Source organism: Nocardioides terrigena, assembly GCF_003047265.1.
Taxonomy (GTDB): Bacteria; Actinomycetota; Actinomycetes; order Propionibacteriales; family Nocardioidaceae; genus Nocardioides; species Nocardioides terrigena.
Genome location: NZ_PZYY01000002.1, coordinates 457,550 through 478,353, shown reverse-complemented (window position 1 = coordinate 478,353; position 20,804 = coordinate 457,550). Strand labels below are relative to the sequence as shown.

At 73.3% G+C, this 20,804-nt stretch carries 22 protein-coding genes and 1 pseudogene; 9 read left to right on the top strand and 14 right to left on the bottom strand.

The window, feature by feature from the left end:
- Positions 1-17: 17 nt before the first annotated feature.
- Entirely contained in the window at positions 18-989 is a 972-nt protein-coding gene (locus tag DAE25_RS06290) for an EamA family transporter (protein ID WP_107765338.1), read from the bottom strand.
- 74 nt (positions 990-1,063) lie between these two features.
- Here DAE25_RS06290 and DAE25_RS06285 point away from each other — a divergent pair, with 74 nt between their 5' ends.
- A complete protein-coding gene (locus DAE25_RS06285) occupies positions 1,064-1,948 on the top strand; it encodes a LysR family transcriptional regulator (RefSeq protein ID WP_107765337.1) in 885 nt (294 codons plus the stop codon).
- A 19-nt stretch (positions 1,949-1,967) separates the two neighbouring features.
- On the opposite strand, the gene DAE25_RS06280 is transcribed toward DAE25_RS06285, so the two are convergent.
- The 3 genes and pseudogenes from DAE25_RS06280 to DAE25_RS24260 all read right to left on the bottom strand — a co-directional run.
- Positions 1,968-3,323, bottom strand: coding sequence for an HNH endonuclease signature motif containing protein (locus DAE25_RS06280; RefSeq protein WP_159083606.1), 1,356 nt, complete (start codon positions 3,321-3,323; stop codon positions 1,968-1,970).
- 282 nt (positions 3,324-3,605) lie between these two features.
- Positions 3,606-3,794: a hypothetical protein gene (locus DAE25_RS23790; RefSeq protein ID WP_234410880.1), complete on the bottom strand. Its 189-nt coding sequence runs from the start codon at positions 3,792-3,794 to the stop codon at positions 3,606-3,608.
- 91 nt (positions 3,795-3,885) lie between these two features.
- A pseudogene (locus tag DAE25_RS24260) lies at positions 3,886-4,080 on the bottom strand (PIG-L deacetylase family protein); the annotation flags it as partial.
- A 130-nt stretch (positions 4,081-4,210) separates the two neighbouring features.
- Between DAE25_RS24260 and DAE25_RS06270 the strand changes: the two are divergent.
- A complete protein-coding gene (locus tag DAE25_RS06270; RefSeq protein ID WP_107765335.1) occupies positions 4,211-4,912 on the top strand; it encodes an AMIN-like domain-containing (lipo)protein in 702 nt (233 codons plus the stop codon).
- Positions 4,912-5,751 (top strand): alpha/beta hydrolase, encoded by an 840-nt coding sequence (locus DAE25_RS06265; RefSeq protein ID WP_107765334.1) that lies wholly within the window; start codon positions 4,912-4,914, stop codon positions 5,749-5,751. Before DAE25_RS06270 ends, DAE25_RS06265 begins: the two co-directional genes overlap by 1 nt.
- 22 nt (positions 5,752-5,773) lie before the next feature.
- Here the strand turns inward: DAE25_RS06265 and DAE25_RS06260 are convergent, their stop codons facing one another.
- Complete coding sequence (locus tag DAE25_RS06260; RefSeq protein WP_107765333.1) at positions 5,774-6,712, bottom strand: co-chaperone YbbN; 939 nt, start codon at positions 6,710-6,712, stop codon at positions 5,774-5,776.
- A gap of 70 nt (positions 6,713-6,782) precedes the next feature.
- Between DAE25_RS06260 and DAE25_RS06255 the strand changes: the two genes are divergently transcribed.
- Positions 6,783-7,352, top strand: coding sequence for a GtrA family protein (locus DAE25_RS06255; RefSeq protein ID WP_234410879.1), 570 nt, complete (start codon positions 6,783-6,785; stop codon positions 7,350-7,352).
- Between the two features lie 29 nt (positions 7,353-7,381).
- Here the strand turns inward: DAE25_RS06255 and DAE25_RS06250 are convergent, their stop codons facing one another.
- Positions 7,382-8,023 carry a TetR/AcrR family transcriptional regulator gene (locus DAE25_RS06250; protein WP_107765331.1) on the bottom strand — a complete coding sequence of 214 codons (642 nt, stop codon included), beginning with the start codon at positions 8,021-8,023 and terminating at the stop codon, positions 7,382-7,384.
- A gap of 68 nt (positions 8,024-8,091) precedes the next feature.
- Here DAE25_RS06250 and DAE25_RS06245 point away from each other — a divergent pair, with 68 nt between their 5' ends.
- Positions 8,092-8,598: a cupin domain-containing protein gene (locus DAE25_RS06245; protein WP_107765330.1), complete on the top strand. Its 507-nt coding sequence runs from the start codon at positions 8,092-8,094 to the stop codon at positions 8,596-8,598.
- A gap of 25 nt (positions 8,599-8,623) precedes the next feature.
- Here the strand turns inward: DAE25_RS06245 and DAE25_RS06240 are convergent, their stop codons facing one another.
- The 6 genes from DAE25_RS06240 to DAE25_RS06220 all read right to left on the bottom strand — a co-directional run bounded on the left by DAE25_RS06240 (position 8,624) and on the right by DAE25_RS06220 (position 14,692).
- Entirely contained in the window at positions 8,624-11,170 is a 2,547-nt protein-coding gene (locus DAE25_RS06240; RefSeq protein WP_107765329.1) for an MMPL family transporter, read from the bottom strand.
- Positions 11,171-11,172: 2 nt separating this feature from the next.
- Positions 11,173-11,862: a TetR/AcrR family transcriptional regulator gene (locus tag DAE25_RS06235; RefSeq protein WP_107765328.1), complete on the bottom strand. Its 690-nt coding sequence runs from the start codon at positions 11,860-11,862 to the stop codon at positions 11,173-11,175.
- Between the two features lie 58 nt (positions 11,863-11,920).
- Entirely contained in the window at positions 11,921-12,292 is a 372-nt protein-coding gene (locus DAE25_RS06230) for an MGMT family protein (RefSeq protein WP_107765327.1), read from the bottom strand.
- 11 nt (positions 12,293-12,303) lie between these two features.
- Positions 12,304-12,822, bottom strand: a complete 519-nt coding sequence (locus tag DAE25_RS06225; protein ID WP_056888430.1) for a PH domain-containing protein — start codon at positions 12,820-12,822, stop codon at positions 12,304-12,306.
- A gap of 26 nt (positions 12,823-12,848) precedes the next feature.
- A complete protein-coding gene (locus DAE25_RS23060) occupies positions 12,849-13,019 on the bottom strand; it encodes a hypothetical protein (protein WP_157559777.1) in 171 nt (56 codons plus the stop codon).
- 83 nt (positions 13,020-13,102) lie between these two features.
- Positions 13,103-14,692: a LamG domain-containing protein gene (locus DAE25_RS06220; RefSeq protein ID WP_107765326.1), complete on the bottom strand. Its 1,590-nt coding sequence runs from the start codon at positions 14,690-14,692 to the stop codon at positions 13,103-13,105.
- Between the two features lie 79 nt (positions 14,693-14,771).
- On the opposite strand from DAE25_RS06220, the gene DAE25_RS06215 reads away from it, so the two are divergent.
- Complete coding sequence (locus tag DAE25_RS06215) at positions 14,772-15,752, top strand: alpha/beta hydrolase (RefSeq protein WP_107765325.1); 981 nt, start codon at positions 14,772-14,774, stop codon at positions 15,750-15,752.
- Between the two features lie 6 nt (positions 15,753-15,758).
- On the opposite strand, the gene meaB is transcribed toward DAE25_RS06215, so the two are convergent.
- Both meaB and DAE25_RS06205 read right to left on the bottom strand, forming a co-directional pair.
- A complete protein-coding gene (meaB, locus tag DAE25_RS06210) occupies positions 15,759-16,691 on the bottom strand; it encodes a methylmalonyl Co-A mutase-associated GTPase MeaB (protein ID WP_107765462.1) in 933 nt (310 codons plus the stop codon).
- Between the two features lie 83 nt (positions 16,692-16,774).
- On the bottom strand, positions 16,775-17,959 hold the full coding sequence (locus DAE25_RS06205; protein ID WP_107765324.1) for an acetyl-CoA C-acetyltransferase: 1,185 nt from the start codon (positions 17,957-17,959) through the stop codon (positions 16,775-16,777).
- A 136-nt stretch (positions 17,960-18,095) separates the two neighbouring features.
- On the opposite strand from DAE25_RS06205, the gene mce reads away from it, so the two are divergent.
- From mce to ccrA, 3 genes are all read left to right on the top strand, one after another.
- Entirely contained in the window at positions 18,096-18,551 is a 456-nt protein-coding gene (gene mce, locus DAE25_RS06200) for a methylmalonyl-CoA epimerase (protein ID WP_082600560.1), read from the top strand.
- Between the two features lie 4 nt (positions 18,552-18,555).
- On the top strand, positions 18,556-19,377 hold the full coding sequence (locus tag DAE25_RS06195; RefSeq protein WP_107765323.1) for an SDR family oxidoreductase: 822 nt from the start codon (positions 18,556-18,558) through the stop codon (positions 19,375-19,377).
- Positions 19,378-19,461: 84 nt separating this feature from the next.
- Positions 19,462-20,802 carry a crotonyl-CoA carboxylase/reductase gene (gene ccrA, locus DAE25_RS06190; RefSeq protein ID WP_107765322.1) on the top strand — a complete coding sequence of 447 codons (1,341 nt, stop codon included), beginning with the start codon at positions 19,462-19,464 and terminating at the stop codon, positions 20,800-20,802.
- Positions 20,803-20,804: the final 2 nt, after the last annotated feature.

The window sequence follows — 20,804 nt, the reverse complement described above, 5'->3', positions numbered from 1 at the left end:
GCCGAGCCGATCGGCGCCTACGCTCGCTGCTGGACCCCAGCGGTCGATCCGGACGCCGGAGGTTGGGCTGACATGTCAGGCCGTTCGAGCCCACGCCGTTGCGGTGCCGGTCTCGACTGGAGGCGGGGCGCCTCGGATCGCCGGGGGCGCAGTGCGACGAGCGCGCCGACGAGCAGGAGCACGCCGCCATTCGTCTCGGCGACGTTGGGGGCCTGACCGAGCAGCACCCAGGCCGACACCATGGCGACGACCGGGGCGAGCAGGACCCAGGGCACCACCGCGCCGGACGGCCAGCGCGCGAGCAGCCCGGTGAAGATCCCGTAGCCCACCAGGGACGCCAGCCCCGCGGTGTACAACGTCGACACCCCGGCCTGCCAGGAGAAGCCGGCGAGCGCCGCCCCCACCACCTCCGGCCCGTCCACCAGCAGCGACAGCCCCAGCAGCGGCACCGGGACCACGAGGGCGGACCACACCGTGAGCGACAGCCCGCCGGACACTCCCGCGGCCCGCGCGATCACGTTGCCGCAGGCCCAGGACAGCGCGGCCAGCAGGCACAGCACGAGCGCCACGAGCGGGACGTCGCCACCCCTCCCGGCCCCGACGACGACAAGGCCCAGGGTGCCGAGCGCCACCCCCGCGACCTGCGCGGCCGTGGGCACCTCGCGGAGCGCGCCGGCCGCGATGACGATGGTGAGGACGACCTGCGCCTGCAGGACGAGGGCGGCCAGACCGGGTGGCATGCCGGCGGCCATCGACACGTAGAGGAAGCCGAACTGTCCCAGCGACATGAAGGCACCCACCCCGAGGATGACCCGCCACGGCGCGTCGGGGCGGCGGACGAGGAGGACGGCCGGCAGCAGCACCGCCGTGAACCGCACCGCCGCGAACAACAGCGGCGGCACACCCTCCATCCCCCAGTCGATGACGACGAAGTTGAAGCCCCAGATCATCGCGACCAGGGCTGCGAGGAACGAGTCGCGGAGGTTCACGTGCCCCAGTCTGGGGGCCGATGATGATGAAGCACCAGCAAATGAATGTGTGCCTGTTCTTGTAGCATCACTGCATGATCGATCTCGCTGCGCTGGTCTCGCTCCGGGCGGTCGACACCCACGGCTCCGTGGTCGCCGCCGCCGACGCCCTCGGCTACACGCCCAGCGCCGTGTCGCAGCAGGTCAAGCGACTCGAGCGCCAGGCCGGCGTACCCCTGCTGGAGCGCGTCGGTCGGGGGGTGATGCTCACCGGTCCCGGGCGCCACCTTGTCGAGGCCGGGGGCCGGCTGCTCACGGACCTCGAGGGGCTCGAGTCGTCGCTGCACCGCGACGCCGACCGGGTGGCCGGGCACCTGCGGGTGGCGGCGTTCTCCACGGCCATGCGCGGCCGCGTGGCACCGTCGGTGCGCGCCCTCCTCGACGCCCATCCCGACCTCGGGCTCACGCTGGTCGAGCACGAGCCCTGGGAGACGATCGACCTGGTCGCCTCCGGTCAGGTGGACCTGGGGGTCGTGCACAGCTGGGGCGACGTGCCGCTGGAGATCCCCGACCACGTGGTGGCCTCGTCGGTGGGTCGCGACGTTGCGGACGTCATCGTGCCCGCCGACCACCGGCTCGCAGACCGCACGCGCGTCTCGCCCCGCGACCTCGTCGACGAGGCCTGGATCGCCACTCCCGACGGCACGATCTGCCGCCAGTGGCTGCGCCGGATGTACGACGGCACCGGCCGGCTCCCGCGCATCGCCCACGTCGCCGCGGAGTTCGACAGCCACCTCGCGCTCGTCACCGCCGGGCTCGGCATCGCGCTCGTCCCCCGGCTCGGGCGCTCGCCGCTGGGCGCGGACGTCGTCGCCGTGGCCGCACACCGCCCCACGCCCACGCGCGAGCTGATGGTGCTGCACCGCGCGTCGATGAGCGACTCCCCCGCCGTCCGCGCCGTCGTCGCCGCGCTCTCCTGAGGTCGTAGCTGCCCTCCTCCTACGTCCTCCTGTGGAAGCGGACGCTGCCGTCGGCGAGCCGGGTGGTGTCGTAACGGGGATCGTGGATGACGCGGTGGTGGCGGTGGCACAACAGCCGGGCGTCCCGGGTGTTCGTGTGACCGCCCTGCGACCAGGGCGTCTCGTGGTGGACGTGGCAGGCACTCGGCGGGAGGTCACACCCCTCGGCCGTGCAGCCGCCGTCCTGGAGCGCGATCGCGATCCGTTGCGCGTGGTTGTGGTAGCGGGAGGCCCGCCCGAGGTCGAGGACCTGCGAGGCGCCGCCGAGGACGGCGGGAATGATGCCGGCCTCGCAGGCCAGGCGGCGAGCCTCGCCGGCGCTGACGCGGGTGCCCGTGTCCAGTGACGCGGCGGCCAGACCGCCGAGGAGGGTCTCGAACGGCATCGTGACCACGACGGCGGCGTTGGTGCCGCCGCTGGTGGGCAGGGCCGTGGCGGGATAGGTCTCGATCCATTCCACCAGGGCCCAGCCGAGGCGCCTCCCGAGCGGCGGTCGCTCGGTGTCCGACCCAGCGGACGGGTCCGCGCCAGCACCGGAGCCATCGCGGGTGAGGGGCTGCTGCCGAGCGGGATTGGCCAGGGCCAGGAGCTGCTTGCGAAGCGCCTGGCCCGCAGCGACGGGCAGGGTGAAGCGACCGTGGACGGACCCTCGACCGTCGTCGCGGAGGGAGAGGTGGACCTTGCGGGCCGCAGCGGCCTCCTCGCGGGCCAGCGCGGCGGCCTCGGCGTGCTCACCGACCTCCGGGGCGATGAGGTCCAGCACCCGGCGACCGAGCACCTTGAGGGCGCGGGCGTCATGGTCGCCGGCGAGCAACAGCAGGTGGTCGCGGGCCTGTGCCTTGAGCGCGGCAGGGGCCGGAGCACCGGTGGGCAGGTCCTGCGGACGCGCCGGGATGGCCTCGACGGCGGCCACGATCACCGCCGCCTGCTCGGCATGCAGGGCCCCGGAGGTGAGGGCGTCCCGGACGGGTCGATGGAGCTCGTCGGCGAGGTGACGGCCCAGGCGGGCGGTGCGGGCGGCCTCGGGGCGGGTCAACCGCGAGCGCTGCGCCCACCAGGCGCCGGTGTGCCGAGCCCCGGTGACATCGCCCAGGGCCCGATGGTCGGCCTCACCCACTGCCGTGGCGGTGAGGCCTGCGACCCGCGCGGCGAGGCGGGTGGCGTGGTCCAGCAGACGGGCCACGTCGTCGTCGCCCAAGGACTCGACCGCGACCCCGATCAGCTGGTCGACCGAAGCATCGACCTGAGCCATCGCAGCGGTGAGGACCGGCGAGAGCGGCACCGGAGCGCCCGGGGCACACCAGTCGCCGTCCGACTCGTCACGAACTGTCGACACCGCGCACCCCCTCGAGGAGATCCACCCCCGACACCGGCGTCGAGGAGAGAGTCCCGGGGCTTCACCCGGGTGCGCACTGGGGCCGATCACGACCCATCTGGGGTCGTCCTCGAGGAGCAGACCATCGCCCACCAGTCGTACCGGACGCGGCACCCCTATCGTACAAGTGTTCGAAGTGTCGGGCAATGCTGAATCCACAGGCCCGTCAGCTCTCGAGACCGGCGTCCGCCTCTCCCGGTCGTCGCGCGGGACCGTCGTCCGGACCAGCGCGCAGCGCCTTGCTCAGGTCGCGTCGCGGCAGGCGTACCACTCCGTGCCGAGCAGCTCGACCCGAGCGTCCGCCGCCAGGCCGTCCACGAGTCCCGGCAGCGCTCCTCGTCGTACCTCGGACCGGTGGGCCAGGACGGCGGCGACCTTCGTGTCGAGCCACGGCGTGACGTCGAGCCTCACGTCGACCTGGCCATCGGGCACGCTGTGGAGCGTCTTCCGGCGTCCGATGAGCCTCGCCAAGGACTCCATGGCCGAGTGCGGGTGGCTGCCCCGTGGCCGACTCCGGCACCCGTGCGTCGGCGTAACCCAGGAGTCTCGGCGACCCGGCACCGAGGATCCGGAGCGCCTCGGCCAGGTCCAGTGCGCGCTGGCTGCCCGATGCCCAGGTCGGGGTGACCACGGTTGTCCGCCCACCTTCGCTGGCGGTCCGGGCGAGGAGACCACCTGCCGACAACGACTCGTCGTCGGGGTGGGCGAACACCGCCATCACGCTGGACGCAGACATGCCGCCCATTCTCGACCAGCGGGGAGAAGTTGGGCGGTGATGCCCCGTCGAGTCCCCCGCCGTCCACGGGGTCCACGCCTACCATCGGTCCCACCGACGGGGAGGAGCGACGATGCGACGTGCCACGACCGCGCTGCTGGGCGCGGTGACCGTCCCGCTGCTCCTGGGGTCGTGCGGGACAGCGAGTGACGACACGAGCGACGCCGGTACGACGAGCGCCTCGACCACGCAGCGGCCGGATGACCAGAGCACCACCGCCGACAGCCCGACGAGCGACCCCACGACAGAGCCCACGACACCGAGCCCCACGACGGAGGCCCCCACGACGGCGCCGACGACGAGTCCCCCCGAGGACCCGACCGACGGCGGTCCCGCGTTCCCGACGGACACGTCGACGCAGTTCGCGGAGAGCTCGGGCGAGTGGGACCTGGTCCTCACCGACGTGCGCGTGGGCGAGCACGAGGGCTTCGACCGGATCGTCCTGGAGTTCACCGGCACGGGCGTCCCCGGTTGGTCGGTCGGCTGGGTCGACCGGGCGCGGCTCGACGGGAGCGGCGAGGCGGTCGACCTCGACGGCGACGCAGTCCTGGACGTCTACGCCTCCGGCACCACCTGGCCGGCCGACGGCTACTACGACGGACCCCAGCGACTCGAGCCGGACGGTGGCGAGGTCGACGACGTCTACGTCGGCGGCACGTTCGAGGGCTACACGCAGGTGCTCGCCGGAATCGACGGCGACCCGTCCCCCGTCCGGGTGTTCGCCCTCGCCGACCCTCCCCGCCTCGTGGTGGACGTCGCCGACAGCGAGGACTGATGGACGGCGAGCCGCACCGGACTGCGGAGCCCGTACGTCGCCGCATCGGCCGCCGCGGCCTCCTCGCGGCCGGAGGGGCGGTCGCGCTCGGAGCGCTGGGCTGGCAGCTCGCTCCCCCGTCCCTGACCGAGCGCGTCGAGCTCAGGCTCGGCATCGAGCCGGAGGTGTTCGTGCCCGACGTCCCCGAGGGCATGGTCCGCGTCGAACGGATGACGTCGCAGGCGATGGGAGGCCTCGACCTCTTCACCGCGGTCCCGGCCGGTCACGGCGACGGCGCGGGCCTGCCGGTCGTCGTGGTGCTCCACGGGTCCAGCGCCTCGGCGGCGCAGCTGCAGGGCTTCGGCCTCGGCCGCTTCGTCACCGCCGCGGTCGAGGCCGGGACGCCGCCCTTCGTGCTGGTAGGCACCGACGACGGACCCGCGGGCTGGGTCCCGAGTGGGGACGCCGACCCCCAGCGGATGCTGCGTGACGAGCTCCCGCGCTGGCTCGAGCAGCGGGGCTACGCCGCCGACCGGCGGGCACTGTGGGGCTGGTCGCGAGGCGGGTACGGCGCCCTGCGGTTCGTCGCCGCGGAGCCCGACTGGGCGGCGGCCCTGGCGCTCTTCAGCCCGGCGCTCGGCCCGGACGACCCCGCACTCCGCGACCTCGACGCGCTGGCCGACATCCCCTGGGGCCTGTGGTGCGGGGAGTGGGACCCGTTCCGCGACGGGGCGGTCGCCCTCGCCGGCGCCGCCCCGGTCGCCCCCGACCCGTGGGTCGGCGGCGACGGCGGCCACACCCGGGCCTACTGGAACGCCCACACCCTCGAGATGCTGGACGAGCTGGCCCGCGAGCTGTAGCCGCCCGTCGAGGAGGCGAGCCTCAGAAGAGCGCCGAGGCCAGGTTGCGACGCCCGGCGAGCACCCGCTCGTCGTCGTTGCCCACGGCCGCGAAGAGGCCGAGCAGGTGGTCGCGGGCCCGGGTGCGGTCGGCGTCCGAGGTCCGGGCGACGAGCGCGACGAGCCGGTTGAAGGCGTCCTCGACGTGACCGCCGAGCAGGTCGAGGTCGGCGACCAGGGTCTGGGCGTCGACGTCGTCAGGGGCGTCCGCCGCGGCGGCCCGGGCTGCATGCAGGTCGGCGCCCTGGGTGCGCTGCAGGACCTTGGCCATCGCCAGGCCGGCGGCCGCCTCGGTGTCGGCCGGGTTGGCGTCGACGAGCTTCTGGTACTCCGCGACGGCCAGGTCGATGTCGCCCTCCCCGAGCGCGTCCTGCGCCGCGGCGTACCGCGGGTCGACCTGCGGCTCCTCGTCCTCGCCGGCGGCGGGAGCCGCGGAGCGGGGCTGGTGCCGCCCCGAGATGCCCTGCGCGGTGAGCTGCTGGCCCAGCTGCGCGAACAGCGTGGTGAGCTCCTCGCGCGACAGCGCACCGGGGATCGGCTGGGTCACCGGACGGCCGTCGAGCACGACCAGCATCAGCGGGACCTGCGGGATCTGCATCGCCTGCGCGATCTCGGGAGCCGCGTCGATGTCGACGAGGCCCGCGAGCAGCCGACCCTCCTGGCCCTCGACGACGGCGGCCACGTCGGCGGCGTACGCGTCACTGCCCGGCGCCTGCGTGGCGCTGTGGAAGACCAGCACGACGGGCGCCGTCATGGACTCCTGCAGCATCTGCTGGAAATTGTCCTGGGTGACGCTGACGGAGTACGACGAGCCGCCCGCGGCACCCGTGGCTGGCGCCGCGCCCGCGGGGGGTGTGGCACCCGACCGCTGGAGGCCGGAGAGGTCGATGGCACCGGGACGGGAGAAGGGCTGCTGCGTCATGGACCCATTCTCCCCACACACCCTCGGGGTCGGTCGAACGGGCACCCCACGAGCCGCTTATCCTCCTCGCGTGAGGGCTCTCGGGAGGACCGTCGAGCGCCACCGGCACAACCTCGTGCTGCTGGGCCGGTTCGCCGCGGTCGGAGCCAGCGGGGTGGTCGTCAACCTGCTCGTGCTGGTGGCGGTGAAGCGCCTCGGTCCGCCCTTCGAGGACGCCCTGGTGGGCATCCCGGCCAGCGAGTTCAACATCCGGTGGTACCACGTCTACTCCACGGTGGCCTTCCTCGTCGCCAACCTCTGGAACTTCCAGCTCAACCGCAGCTGGACCTTCCGCAGCGCCGGGCACTCGCGCTGGTGGGGCGAGTACTGGCCGTTCCTCGCCGTCGGGCTCGCCGCCCAGGCGATCGGTCTGGCCCTGCTCACCGTCCTGCTGCACCCGGGCTCGCCGCTGGCCCTGCCGACCTCGGTGCTCGACGACTCCAGCGGCCTGCGCAGCCGTCTCTACTGGGGCCAGCTCATCGTGATCGCGGTCGTGACCCCGCTGGGCTTCGTCCTCAACAAGCTCTGGACCTTCGCGGCGGTGCGCACGCACCACCGCGAGCTCGGCGACCCGACGCACTCCTCAGACCTCCTCCGCTAGCGGCCTGCGTGGCGACCTGCCGAGGTCGCCTACCGCGCGAGCAGGTGACGGCTCCACAGGTCCGCGAGGTGCTCGGCGTAGCGGGTCGGCGACCAGCCCCGCGAGCGCAGCAACGCGTAGTACTGCGGCGAGTTCGTCGCCCACACGACGTCGGCCACGGCGTCGTCGTCCAGGTCGGGACGGACCTCACCGGTGACCCGCAGGTCGGCGGCGAAGAGGCGCATGTTCGACGCCCGGCGCTCCGCGATCGCGTCCCGCACCCGGGCGCACTCCGGGTCGGTGGCGGCCGCCTGCGCGAGGGCCTCGAGCAGTGGCACGACCGCAGGCATGAGCCGTCCGAGCGCGGCGGTGTACACCTCGATCCTGTCCCGTGCCGTGGTCGCCCCCCGGATCGCGACCACGTAGTCGCGCTCCTGTGCCGGCACCGGTTCGTCGGCGGAGCCGAGGACCATGTCCACGACGGCGAGGAGCAGCTCGGGCTTGCGACCGACCGAGGTGTAGACGGTGTCCACGCTGACCCCGGCCCGGCCCGCGACCTCGGCCACCGACGTCCCGCCGTAGCCGCCCTCGGAGAAGAGGTCGCGGGCAGCCGCGAGCACGGCGAGCCGGGTCGCGGCCGCCCGCTCGGCCCGCACGCTCGAGCGGTAGCGCCTCTTGACCGGACCCGTCACGCGGCCTACCGTACCAATATTGATCCGAAGGCTCTTCTGGTCAATATGCGTCGGCCCGAGGAGCAGCCATGAGCGAGTCCGGCACCGCCACCGGCGTGGTCGTCCGCGAGCCCGGCGAGGGCCCGGCCACCTGGGCGATGGGGTCGCTCTTCGAGCACCTGGTCGGCCCCGGGCACACCGAGGGACTGCTCGGCGTCTCGCTGGTGACCCAGCCGTCCGGCATCGCCACTCCCCTGCACCAGCACACCCACGAGGCCGAGGCGTTCTACGTCCTGTCCGGCCGCGTCACCTACCGTGGTGGCGACGAGACGTGGGAGCTGTACGACGGGTGCTTCGTGTGGCTGCCCCGCGGCGTGCCGCACGCCTTCCGCATCCGCGGCGACGAGCCGGCGCGGCTGCTCTCCCTCACCGCGCCGGGTGGCCTGATGGGCCTGTACGACGAGGTGGGGATCCCCGCGGCCGAGCGTCGCCTCCCCGGCCAGGACGGCCAGCCCCCGGAGGTGGAGCTGCCCCGCTGGGCCGAGGTGGGTCCCCGCTACGGGCTCGAGGTCCTGGGCCCGCCGATCCCCGAGTGACCTGCCGCCGGACACGGTGCACGAGCTAGACGAGGGCGTCCTTCTCGCTCTCCTGGCGCGCGTCGTCGGCGACCGGGTGCGGCGCCCGCTGCTTGTCCACGAGCGCCGATCCCTCGACGTCGAGGTGCGGCAGGATGCGGTCCAGCCAGACCGGCATCCACCAGACCTTGTCGCCCAGCATCGACATGACGGCGGGCGTGAGCGTCATCCGGATGAGGAAGGCGTCGAGCAGCACGCCGACCGCCAGCCCGAGCCCGATCGGTCGGGCCATCGTCATGTGCGACCACACGAAGCCGGCGAAGACCGACACCATGATCAGCGCCGCCGCGGCGACGACGCGGGCGCCGGAGGCGAAGCCGCTGCGCACCGCCTGCCGGGCGTCCTGGCCGTGCACGTAGGACTCGCGCATGCCGGACACCAGGAACATCTGGTAGTCCATCGCCAGGCCGAACAGGATGCCGATCAGCAGGGTCGGCATGAAGCTCAGCACGGCACCCGGGTTGTGCACGTCGAAGACGGTGCCGAGCCAACCCCACTGGTAGACCGCCACGATCACGCCGAAGCTCGCCACCACCGAGAGCAGGAAGCCCGCGGTCGCGATGATCGGCACGAGCACCGAGCGGAACACGATGGTGAGCAGGAGCAGCGAGAGGCCGATGACGAGCACGAGGTAGAGCGGCAGCGCGTCGGCGAGCTTCTGCGAGACCTCGATGTTGGCCACCGTCGCACCCGTGACCCCGACGTCGACGCCGTCGGCCGCGAGCTCGTCGGTCATCGGGCCGCGCAGCTCGTCGACGATCGCGACCGTGGTCTCGGCGGACGGGCCGTCGCTGGAGACGACCTGGAACGCGAGGGTGCGGCGGTCCTCGCTCACCCCGATCGGGAGGACGTCGCGGACGCCCTCGACCTGGGCGAGCTCGGAGCCGATCCGTGCCTGGGTGGCCACGACGTCGGCCCGGGCAACGGGCTCCTCCACGTCGGCGGACACCACGATCGGGCCGTTGGCGCCGGCGCCGAAGGCCTCCCCCACCCGCTCGTAGGCCTGGTAGGCCGTCGAGTCGGGTGGCTCGGACCCGCCGTCGGGCAGGCCGAGGCGCAGCGAGAGCGCGGGGATCGCCAGCACCACCATGAGCAGCACGACGGCGACCACGGCGGCGGGGGCGCGCCGGGTGACGGCGTCCACCCACTTCTCCGGCCAGCCGTCCGTGCGGGGCGTGTCCTTCTTCCCGCGCCGCGGGATCGCGCGGCGACCGGCCAGCGCGAGGAGGGCCGGGGTCAGGGTCAGGGCCACGAGCACCGTCACCAGCACGGTGGCCGCGGCGAGGACACCCATCTGCACCAGGACCGGGATGCCCGAGACGAGCAGCGCCGCGAGCGCGATCACCACGGTGGCACCTGCCACCACGACCGCGGTGCCGGCGGTGCCGGCGGCCAGGCCGATGCCGTGCCGGATGTCCTCGCGGTCGATCTCGCTGCCCGCGTGGTCGAGGTCCGCGAGCTGGCGCCGGTGCCGGTTGACGATGAACAGGGCGTAGTCGATGCCGACCGCCAGGCCGAGCATGGCGCCCAGCACGGGGGCCATCTGCTGGAGGTCGAGCCAGTGGGTCAGCGCCAGGGCGCCGAGCAGGCTGACCCCGACGCCGGTGAAGGCCACGGCGAGCGGCATACCGGCCATCACCAGGGACCCGAGCATCACCAGCAGCACGACGGTGGCGACGCCGATGCCGATCGCCTCGCCGATGCCACCGACCTCGGTGGAGAAGACCAGCTCCTGGCCGTAGTCCACCTCGACGCCGGCGTCGGCGAGCTGCTCGCCCGTCTCGGGCACCAGCGCCAGGTCGTCGGGCGAGATCTCCTGCATGCTGGCGTCGAAGCGCACCTGGACGAGGGCCGTCGTGCCGTCCTCGCTGACGAGGCGGACGCCGTCGCCGAGGCCGCGCAGGGTGGCGCCGTCGGTGTACTGCCGCTCCCCGTCCTCGAGCTGCCCGCGGGCGTCGGCCAGCCGGGCCTCACCGTCGGCCAGGGTGGCCTCCAGCTCGGCCTGCCCGTCGATGCGGGCCGGCAGGGTGGCGTTGTCGGGGTCGGTGCGCTGCAGCCGGGCGATGTCGCGCTCGCCCTCTCCGATCAGCCACCGCAGCTGCTCGAGCTGGCGGGCCCCCTTCTCGTACTCCTCGCGGCCCTCGATGAGCTGTCGGCGGCCGTCACGCAGGTCGGCGTCGCTGCTGTCGAGCTCGGCCTGCGTGGCGAAGGGATCGACCGTGCCGGTGACGTGCGGGAGGTCCTCCCACTCGGCCAGCGTCGCGTCGATCGCGTCGCGCTGCTCGGCGGTGAAGCCGTCCTCGGAGTACAGGACCACTGTGCCGGTGCCGCCGGCCACCTCGGGGATCTGCTCCCCCAGGTCGGCGAGCACCTGGGCGAACTCGCTGTCCGGCAGCTCGAACTCGTTGGTGAGCGGGCGCTGGAGCGAGAGCATCGCCCCGACGACGGTGCCGAGGACCAGGACCCAGGCGAGGACGAAGGCGAGCGGGCGGCGGGCTGCAGCGCTGCCGAGGCGGTAGAGCAGGGAGGCCACGGTCAGTTCTCCTGGGGGGCGGTGGTGGCGTGCGTGCGGGTGCCCGGGCGCAGGGCCGCGGACTCGTCGAAGCCCGCGAAGAGCAGGTCGAAGGCCTGGCGGATGACCGTGAGGAACCTCCGCGAGACCGCGGGGTCGTCCGGGTCGGCGTCCGGCATCTCGCGCACGAGCAGGCGCGTCACCCGGTCGAGGATGGCCACGCTGGCCGCGGCCAGGGTGGCGACGTAGACCGGGTCGGCGTCGGGTCCGAGGCGGTCACGCAGGCCCTGCTCGAAGGCGTCGACCTGGCCGTCGCTGAACTCCCGGAGGAACCGGCGGGTGGCCGGCGAGGCGTCGGCCGCGCGCTCGAGCAGGCACGCCTGGGCGAAGACCGGCTCGTCGAGCAGGCCCTCCAGCACGGCCACGACCGAGCTGCGGAGCGGCTCGTCCGCGGGACGGGCGACGAAGGCCGCCAGGGTGTCGGTGGTGACCTCCTCGATGGAGGCGGTCAGCACGTCCTCGACCCGCGGGAAGTAGTTGAACAGCGTCCGGCGGGAGACCCCCGCCTCGGCGGCGATCCGCTCGGCGGTGAGGGCATCGATGCCCTCCGCGGAGACGATCCCGATCGCGGCCCGGCTCAGGGCGTCCCGGGTGCGCTGCTTGTTGGCGGCACGCAGCCCGTGCCCCGGGAGGTGATCGCACGAGCTCGACATACCTGCACCCTAGGGCAAACTTGCACTGTGGTGCACATCGAGGGTCCGGTGATCCGGATCACCCGCCGTACGACGCCCCGTCACCGTCCCCTTCCGCCAGCAGGTCCGCCGCCGCCCGTCGCCACCGGCGCTCGAGCTCGACGAGGTCGGCCCGGTGGTCGGCGATCCGGCAGCCCCGGCCGGAGGGCTTGAGGGCGATCCCCTCCTCGAGCCAGTGCGGCACCGCCTCGTGGAGCAGGTCGGGCGGGAAGTCACCCGCCGCGTTGGTCACCCGCCACCACGCCACCCCGGCCCCGTAGCGGCTCATCACCGACCCCACCCGCCGCGGGCCGATGCCCACGACGTGGCCGAGGTCGCCGTACGAGACGACGCGGCCCCGCGGCACCAGCTCGACCGCGCGCAGCACGAGCTCGTCGAGGCGCTCGTCCACGGACGGCCCCGCTAGTTGGCCACGCGCGGACCGCGCAGCCCGGAGCGCTGGACCACGCGCTGGATGGAGAGGTCGCGGTCGTCGGGGCGACCGACGTACCGGATGTCGCGCAGGCCCTGCTCCTGGGCGGCGGACTCGAAGACGAAGTGGCCGAAGCCGAGGATGCGCCCGTGGAGGGGCTTCTTGACGGTGATGTCGAGGATGCGCGAGAGCGGCATGGTCGCCAGCTGCTGCGAGAGCACGCCGTGCACCCGGAAGACGCGCATGTTGGTGATCACGAAGCGGTCCATGTGCTCGCCCAGCGCGCGCCACGCGGCGTGCGCCCAGAGGCCGAAGGCGAGCGCGAAGGGGAACCACGCGAGGTCCATGTCGATGAAGGGCACCGCGACGAGCAGGGCCAGCCCGAGCAGGGCCTCCAGCGTCGGGACGACGTAGACGATCCAGTGGTGGCGCACCTCGTCGACGATGACCTCCCCCTCCTCGCGCAACAGGTGCCGGCGGATGTGGGGGTCGAAGACACCGCGCATCATCCGTCAGTCCAGCGCCGGGCGGGGCGTCACGTCAGGGCGCCCACGAAGTCGATGATCGCCGTGAACAGCTGCTGGGCCAACACCCACGCCTGCTCCGCGCCGGCGCTCGCAGCGTCGGCGAGCCCGTTGGGGTCGGTGAACATCCAGAAGCCGAGAAAGACGATCACCAGGGCGAGGATCACCTTCTTGGTGTTCATGGGGGGAGCTCCTCGTGCGGACGGGCAGGGGACCGGACTTTCCTACCAGTACTCCCGCCCGCCGCGAGGGAGGCGCGCAGGCGTCAGGCCTCGCAGGCGCTGAGGGCGCTCGCCTGCAGCGCGGCACCGGAGCGGACCTGCTTGCCGCGGTCGATGGCGAAGCCGCGCTGCCAGTCCGACACGACGCCGGTCTGGTTGTGCTCGACCCCGGGGGCGCCGACCATGCTGAAGCGCAGCGTCATCGGGACGTCGGAGGTGGCGACGCCGCCCTTGACGGTCCCGATCGGCCGACCGTCCCAGAACCACGTGATGTGGTCGCGGGCCACCTCGACGGCCACGGCCGGGGAGGTGTGGACCAGGCTCGGGATGCGTCGACTGCCGGTCCACTGCCTGGTGTCGGCCTTGGCGCCGAAGGTCACGGTGCTGCTGTGCGCCGCGACCTGCGCGAGGACGATGTTGCGGCGTCCGCACGCGTAGTCCTCGGGGCGCTCGGGCACCAGCTCGACCAGCACCGAGAAGTCCGCGGCCGACGCCTCGGCGCTCTTGAGCCGCAGCCGGGCCTCCCACCGGCCGTAGGCCCGGCCGGCTCCCCGGAGCGTGGCGCGGGTGGTCCCGAAGTCGCCGGGGCCGCCCGCGTTGTTGCGCTGGCTGTCGAGGTAGAGCCCGCCGTTCTGTCGGCTCACCCGGCCCGCCCCGTCGGAGTAGTCCTGCCACCAGCCGGTGCGCACCGAGCCGACGTCGGGCGGGCTGGTCAGCGACTGGCCGGCCTCCCACGTGTAGTCCCACAGCGTGGGGTACCAGCCGTAGCGGCTGCTCGCGGTGGCGCTCGCGGCACCGGCCCCACGTCGTGCGGCCACCGGTGGCGGGGTGAGTGACGTGCCCGTGCGCGCGGCGACCGGCCGGCGTACGGGCGCCGACGACCTGGGCACCTGGCCCGGATCGAGGACGGTGACGTACGTCGGGAAGGTCTGCATCCAGCCGATCCGGTTGGCACCGGACACGACGTCCTCCTGGCGCACCCGGTAGACGACCGTGCCGGCGGCCGCGGTCACCCCCGTGAACCACCCCATCCCGTCGGGCTGGACGGTGGAGGTGCCGAGCGTCTCCCACGTGGCGCCGTCGACCCGGCGCTGGAGCGTGAGCGTGCGCCCGGTGAAGACCGGCAGGCCGATCGTCTCGGGGCGGCGGACGAGGCTGGGCGTGGTGTCCACGGCGATCGTGAACGGCAGCCCGGCGACGGCCTGGCCGACGACCCACATGGTGAGGTCCTGGCCCTTGGCCCGGAGGCTCACCGGCGGGCTCACGACCCCGCCCTTGCCCGCCACACGGAAGCGGATGCCGCCCATCGCGGGCGCGGGGAAGGAGAAGGAGAAGCTGCCGTCGGCGGCGGTGGTGCCGGAGAAGCCGCGCACCGCGAACCAGCGGTCTCCCGGCCGGTTCATGTGCTGCTGCAGGGTGATCCGGCGGACGCCGCTGCGGCCGAGGCTGCCGCTGAACGTGAGCGCCTGCCCCCCGACGTACGACTGCGGGGAGAAGGTGAGCGAGCCGCCGCGCACCGCGATGCGGCTGCCGGCGTCGTTCGCGGGCCCCTCGTCCGGGGTCGCGGCGGCCGGGGCCAGGGTCAGGACCAGTCCGCCGAGGGCCAGGGCGAGCGCGGTGTGGAGGTGCCTCATGCTGGTGAAGATAGGAGCGCGCGGACGCGCACGTGGCCGGAATGGAGCAATTGCCTCCCGACGGGCGGGACCATGGGGCATGACCGACACGACTCCGGAGGCTGCTCCCGGCGCCCGTCAGTGGTGGCCCGTCCTGCTGGGCGCCTGCTGGATCGGCGCCTCGGCCTGGGTCTGGGCGACCCGCGCCGGCGTGCTGCTGGCCGGCCACCCGGCGTACGCCGTGCTCACCACGCTGGTCGGCATCGTCGGCCTGCTGGTCGTGGTCCGCGCCCTCCGGGCCGGCCGACGGGGTGGCCGGCGAGCTGGCGGACGGGGTGGCCCGCGTCGGCCATGGCTGCGCGCACTCGGCCGGGTCGCCGCCGCCGCCCTGACGCTGGTCGTCGTGGGGTCGCTGCTCTGGCTGCGCCCCTTTCCCGCCTCGCCCACCGCCCTGGACGCCATGGACGGCACCCCGGACGTGCGGGTGACCTCGAGCGCGACCCGCATCACGCTCACCCCCACCGCGGCGACGCCGCGGACCGGGCTGGTCTTCCAGCCCGGCGCCCGGGTGGACCCGCGCGCCTACGTGCCACTGCTGTCCCGGGTCAGCGCAGCCGGGGTCCTCGTCGTCGTGGTCAAGCAGCCCCTGGCCGTCGGCTTCACCGCGATCGGCGCCCCGGGCGATGTCATCGACGACCACCCCGAGGTCGAGGAGTGGTCGGTCGGCGGGCACAGCCTCGGCGGGGTGGTGGCGTCGGTGTACGCCGACGACCATCCCGACGAGGTCGGCGGCCTGCTGCTGTGGGCGTCGTACCCTCTCGACTCCATGGCCGGCCGCACCGACCTGGCGGTGGCCTCGGTGTCGGGCACGAACGACGGCCTGGCCACGCCCGCGGACATCGAGGCCAGCCGGGCCGACCTGCCCGCGTCCACGACGTTCGTCGCCGTCGAGGGCGCCATCCACGCCTTCTTCGGCGACTACGGCGAGCAGCCCGGCGACGGCACCCCGACCATCAGCCGTGCGGACGCACAGGAGCAGATCGCGGAGGCGAGCATCGCGCTGGTGAGCCCGGGACCGTGAGGGGCGTCAGCCGCCGATGTCGTCCAGCAGCGCGTCGGCGGCCGTGTAGGGGTCCGACTCCCCCGCCACGACGGCGGCCGCGAGCCCGTCGAGCTCGGAGCGGCCGTGCACGTCGCCCCACCGCGCGCGCAGCGCGGTGACGGCGATCGCCTCGATCTCGTCGCGGGCCCGTCGCGTACGCCGCCGCGCCAGCTCGCCACTCTCCTCCAGCCAGGCGTGGTGGCGGTCGATCTCCGCCGCGACGGCCTCGAGGCCCTCTCCCCGGGCGGCCACGGTGCTCACGATCGGTGGCTTCCAGGCCCCCTCGGGGCGGTCGGCGAGGGCGAGCATGGAGCGCAGGTCGCGCGTGACCTGGTCGGCACCGTCACGGTCGGCCTTGTTGACGACGTAGAGGTCCCCGATCTCCAGGATGCCCGCCTTGGCGGCCTGGATCCCGTCGCCCATCCCCGGCGCGAGGAGCACCAGCGTGGTGTCGGCCAGGCCGGCGATCTCGACCTCGCTCTGCCCCACGCCCACGGTCTCGACGAGGATCACGTCGCAGCCGGCGGCGTCGAGGACGCGCAGGGCCTGCGGCGTGGTCCACGCGAGCCCGCCGAGGTGGCCGCGGGAGGCCATCGAGCGGATGTAGACGTCGCGGTCGGTGGCGTGGTCCTGCATGCGGACCCGGTCCCCGAGCAGGGCGCCGCCGGAGAACGGGGACGACGGGTCGACCGCGAGCACGCCGACCCGCTTGCCGGCCCGGCGCAGCTCGCCGACGAGGGCGTTGGTGGAGGTGGACTTGCCGACGCCCGGCGAGCCGGTGATCCCGACGACCTGGGCGTGCCCGGCGTGCGGTGCGAGCCCCGCCATCACCTCGCGCAGCAGGGGCGAGGCGTCCTCGACGAGGGAGATGAGGCGGGCCACCGCCCGGGCGTCGCCCTCCCGGGCCCGGGCCACCAGCTCGGGGACGGGCGCCGTCGTACGACGCCGTCCCCGTGCCGGGGATGCGGTCGCGTGCGAGCCCGGCCCGGCAGGGCCCGGGGTCACGCCTGCGGGACCCGGATGATCAGTGCGTCGCCCTGACCACCGCCGCCGCACAGCGCGGCCGCACCGGTGCCGCCGCCGCGGCGCTGGAGCTCGAGGGCCAGATGCAGGACGATCCGGGCACCGGACATGCCGACCGGGTGGCCGAGGGCGATGGCGCCGCCGTTGACGTTGACCCTGTCCTCGCCGACGCCGAGCTGGCGGGCCGACTCGATGCCGACCGCGGCGAAGGCCTCGTTGAGCTCGAACAGGTCGATGTCGGACACCGCGATGCCCTCCTTGGCGGCGGCCTTCTCGATGGCCCGGGCGGGCTGGAGCTGCAGGGTCGAGTCGGGACCGGCGACCTGGCCGGAGGCGCCGATCTCGGCGAGCCAGGTGAGGCCGAGCTCCTCGGCCTTGGCCTTGCTCATCACGACCACGGCGCACGCGCCGTCGGAGATCTGCGAGGCGGAGCCGGCGGTGATCGTGCCGTCCTTGGAGACCGGACGCAGGCCCGACAGGGACTCGACGGTGGTGTCGCCGCGGATCCCCTCGTCCTGGCTGACGGTGATGTCGCCCTTGCGGGACGGGATGGTCACCGGGACGACCTCGTCGTCGAAGACGCCGTTCTTCCAGGCCTCGGCCGCCCGCTGGTGCGACTGGGCGGAGAACGCGTCCTGCTCCTCGCGGGTGAGGTGCGCGCCGGCGGCGTTGCAGCCCTCGGTGAGGTTGATCATCGCCTGGTCCGTGAACTGGTCGTGGAGGGCGTCGTAGGCCATCGAGTCGACGAGCGCGGTGTCGCCGTACTTGAAGCCCGAGCGCGAGCCGGGCAGCAGGTGCGGGGCGCGGGTCATCGACTCCATGCCGCCGGCCACCACGATCTCGTGCTCGCCGGCGCGGATGAGCTGGTCGGCCAGCGCGATCGCGTTGATCCCCGACAGGCACACCTTGTTGATGGTGATGGCGGGGACGTCCATCGGGATGCCGCCCTTGACCGCGGCCTGGCGGGCAGTGATCTGGCCGGTGCCGGCCTGGATGACCTGGCCCATGATCACGTACTCGACCTGCTCGCCGGAGACGCCGGCCTTGTCGAGGGCGCCCTTGATGGCGACCCCGCCGAGGTCGGCGGCGGACTGGTCCTTGAGCCCACCGAGGAGGCGACCGATGGGGGTGCGGGCCCCGGCGACGATGACAGAAGTGGACATGAGCGGTGCCTCCAGGCGGTGTGGACAAGATCTGTGGGACTGATCGTTCGTGACGATACCGCCGCCCCTCGCCCGCAGCGTCCGGGGTGGCGGGGATCACGTTGCGGACCCCGTCCCACCTGCCACGATGTCGGCCATGACCGCACCCCTGGATCTCCCCGACCACCTGTTCACCGCGATCGACCACGTCGGGATCGCCGTGCCCGACCTGGACGTGGCGATCGCCTACTACCGCGACACCTTCGGGATGCACGTGGCCCACGAGGAGACCAACGAGGAGCAGGGGGTGCGTGAGGCGATGGTCGCGGTCGGCGACTCCGGCTCGCACATCCAGCTCCTGGCGCCGCTCTCCGAGGAGTCGACGATCGCCAAGTTCCTCGACCGCTCCGGGCCGGGCATGCAGCAGCTCGCCTACCGCGTCACCGACGTCGAGGCCGTGTCGGCCGTCCTGCGCGAGCGCGGCGTGCGCCTGCTGTACGACGCCCCGCGGCGCGGCACGTCCGACAGCCGGATCAACTTCATCCACCCCAAGGACGCGGGCGGCGTGCTCGTCGAGCTCGTCGAGCCCGCGGCCCCCGGCTCGGCACACTGATCCGGTGGGAGCCCTCGTCACAGGGGCCGGACGCGGCCTCGGGGCCCGGATCGCCGCCCTGCTCGCCGAGCGCGGCCACGTCGTGCACGTCACCGACGTCGACCTCGCTGCGGCCACCGGGGTGGCGGAGAGGATCGGGGGTGGCGCGTTCGCGTCGGTCCTCGACGTCCGCGACGCTGCCGCCTGCGACGAAGCGGCGGCACTCACCGTCGAGCGCACGGGCTCCCTGGACGTCTGGGTCAACAACGCCGGGATCATCGTCACCGGCCCGGCGTGGGAGCAGACCCCCGAGCAGCGCCGCCTCGTGGTCGAGGTCAACACGATCGGCGTCATGAACGGCACGGTCAGCGCCATCGGCCGGATGCGCGAGGGCTCCGGCGGGCACGTGGTCAACGTGGCCTCGCTCGCCGGCCTGGTCGCCGTGCCGGGCGAGGGGGTCTACGCCGGGTCCAAGCACGCGGTGCTCGGCTTCAGCCTCAGCACGGTGGGCGACCTGCGGCTTGCCGGCATCCGGGGCATCGACATCAGCTGCGTCTGCCCGGACGGCATCTGGACGCCGATGCTGCACGACAAGCTCGACGACCCCGGGGCGGCGCTGTCGTTCTCCGGCGTGCTGCTGAGCGTCGAGGACGTCGCCACCGCCGTCGGCCGGGTGCTCGACCGGCCCCGGCTGGTCACCGCGGTGCCCCGCTGGCGGGGCGCACAGGTGCGCGTCGTGGACGCCTTCCCGCGGCTCGGCCAGCACGGCCTCGCGCTCGGCGTACGGCTCGGTCGCCGGGCCCAGCGACGCCTGCGACGCACGGGCGTCCCGCCCTCGTCGTGCTAACTACGTCACACACCCCACCGCCGGTGGTTACCGACCGGTACCTTCGCTCCGATCGCGACACCGATGCCTCACCAGGAGACACACGTGCACACCATCCTCGAAGCCATCCAGTCCGAAGAGGCCACCTCTGAGGACTTCGCCCACCTCGAGCTGCCGGAGTCCTACCGCGCGGTGACCGTCCACAAGGACGAGGTCGACATGTTCGAGGGCCTGAGCGCGAAGGAGAAGGACCCCCGCAAGTCGCTGCACGTCGAGGAGGTCGCCCTCCCCGAGCTCGGCCCCGGCGAGGCGTACGTCGCGGTCATGGCCTCCGCGATCAACTACAACACCGTGTGGACCTCGATCTTCGAACCCGTCTCCACCTTCGGGTTCCTCGAGCGCTACGGCCGCCTCTCCGACCTCACCAAGCGCCACGACCTGCCCTACCACGTCGTCGGCTCCGACCTCGCCGGCGTCGTGCTCAAGACCGGCCCCGGCGTCACGAAGTGGAAGCCCGGCACCGAGGTCGTCGCCCACTGCCTGTCGGTCGAGCTCGAGGACTCCGACGGCCACGACGACACGATGATGGACCCCCAGCAGCGGATCTGGGGCTTCGAGACCAACTTCGGCGGCCTGGCGACCATCGCGCTGGTCAAGTCCAACCAGCTGATGCCCAAGCCCGCCCACCTCACCTGGGAGGAGGCCGCCTCCCCCGGCCTCGTGAACTCCACCGCCTACCGCCAGCTCGTCAGCAAGAACGGCGGCAACATGAAGCAGGGCGACAACGTCCTCATCTGGGGCGCCTCGGGCGGCCTCGGCGGGTTCGCCACCCAGTACGCCCTCAACGGCGGCGCCGTGCCCGTCTGCGTGGTCTCCAACGAGGAGAAGGCCGCGATCGCCCGCTCCATGGGCGCCGAGCTGGTCATCAACCGCTCCGAGGAGGGCTACAAGTTCTGGAACGACGAGAACACCAAGCAGGACCCCAAGGAGTGGAAGCGCTTCGGCGCCAAGATCCGCGAGCTCACCGGCGGCGAGGACATCGACATCGTCTTCGAGCACCCCGGCCGCGAGACCTTCGGCGCCTCCGTCTACGTCACCCGCAAGGGCGGCACCATCACCACCTGCGCCTCCACCAGCGGCTACATGCACGAGTACGACAACCGCTACCTGTGGATGAACCTCAAGCGCATCATCTCCTCCCACTTCGCCAACTACCGCGAGTCCTGGGAGGCCAACCGCCTCATCGCCAAGGGCATGATCCACCCGACCCTGTCGAAGACCTACACCCTCGACCAGGTCGGCCAGGCGGCCCTCGACGTCCACCACAACGCCCACCAGGGCAAGGTCGGCGTCCTCTGCCTGGCCCCCGAGGAGGGCCTCGGCGTCCGCGACCACGAGATGCGCGCCAAGCACGAGGACGCGATCAACCGCTTCCGCGGCGTCTGACC

What these genes read in the sequence shown, in the direction of transcription:
- DAE25_RS06225 (WP_056888430.1), bottom strand. Translation starts at nt 12,822, where the DNA reads ATGATGCGCGGTGTCTTCGACCCCCACATCCGCCGGCACCTGTTGCGC.
- DAE25_RS06235 (WP_107765328.1), bottom strand. Translation starts at nt 11,862, where the DNA reads ATGTCGAGCTCGTGCGATCACCTCCCGGGGCACGGGCTGCGTGCCGCC.
- DAE25_RS06265 (WP_107765334.1), top strand. Translation starts at nt 4,912, where the DNA reads ATGGACGGCGAGCCGCACCGGACTGCGGAGCCCGTACGTCGCCGCATC.
- DAE25_RS06270 (WP_107765335.1), top strand. Translation starts at nt 4,211, where the DNA reads ATGCGACGTGCCACGACCGCGCTGCTGGGCGCGGTGACCGTCCCGCTG.
- DAE25_RS23060 (WP_157559777.1), bottom strand. Translation starts at nt 13,019, where the DNA reads ATGAACACCAAGAAGGTGATCCTCGCCCTGGTGATCGTCTTTCTCGGC.
- DAE25_RS06205 (WP_107765324.1), bottom strand. Translation starts at nt 17,959, where the DNA reads ATGTCCACTTCTGTCATCGTCGCCGGGGCCCGCACCCCCATCGGTCGC.
- DAE25_RS06215 (WP_107765325.1), top strand. Translation starts at nt 14,772, where the DNA reads ATGACCGACACGACTCCGGAGGCTGCTCCCGGCGCCCGTCAGTGGTGG.
- DAE25_RS06285 (WP_107765337.1), top strand. Translation starts at nt 1,064, where the DNA reads ATGATCGATCTCGCTGCGCTGGTCTCGCTCCGGGCGGTCGACACCCAC.
- mce (WP_082600560.1), top strand. Translation starts at nt 18,096, where the DNA reads ATGACCGCACCCCTGGATCTCCCCGACCACCTGTTCACCGCGATCGAC.
- DAE25_RS06260 (WP_107765333.1), bottom strand. Translation starts at nt 6,712, where the DNA reads ATGACGCAGCAGCCCTTCTCCCGTCCCGGTGCCATCGACCTCTCCGGC.
- DAE25_RS06245 (WP_107765330.1), top strand. Translation starts at nt 8,092, where the DNA reads ATGAGCGAGTCCGGCACCGCCACCGGCGTGGTCGTCCGCGAGCCCGGC.
- DAE25_RS06220 (WP_107765326.1), bottom strand. Translation starts at nt 14,692, where the DNA reads ATGAGGCACCTCCACACCGCGCTCGCCCTGGCCCTCGGCGGACTGGTC.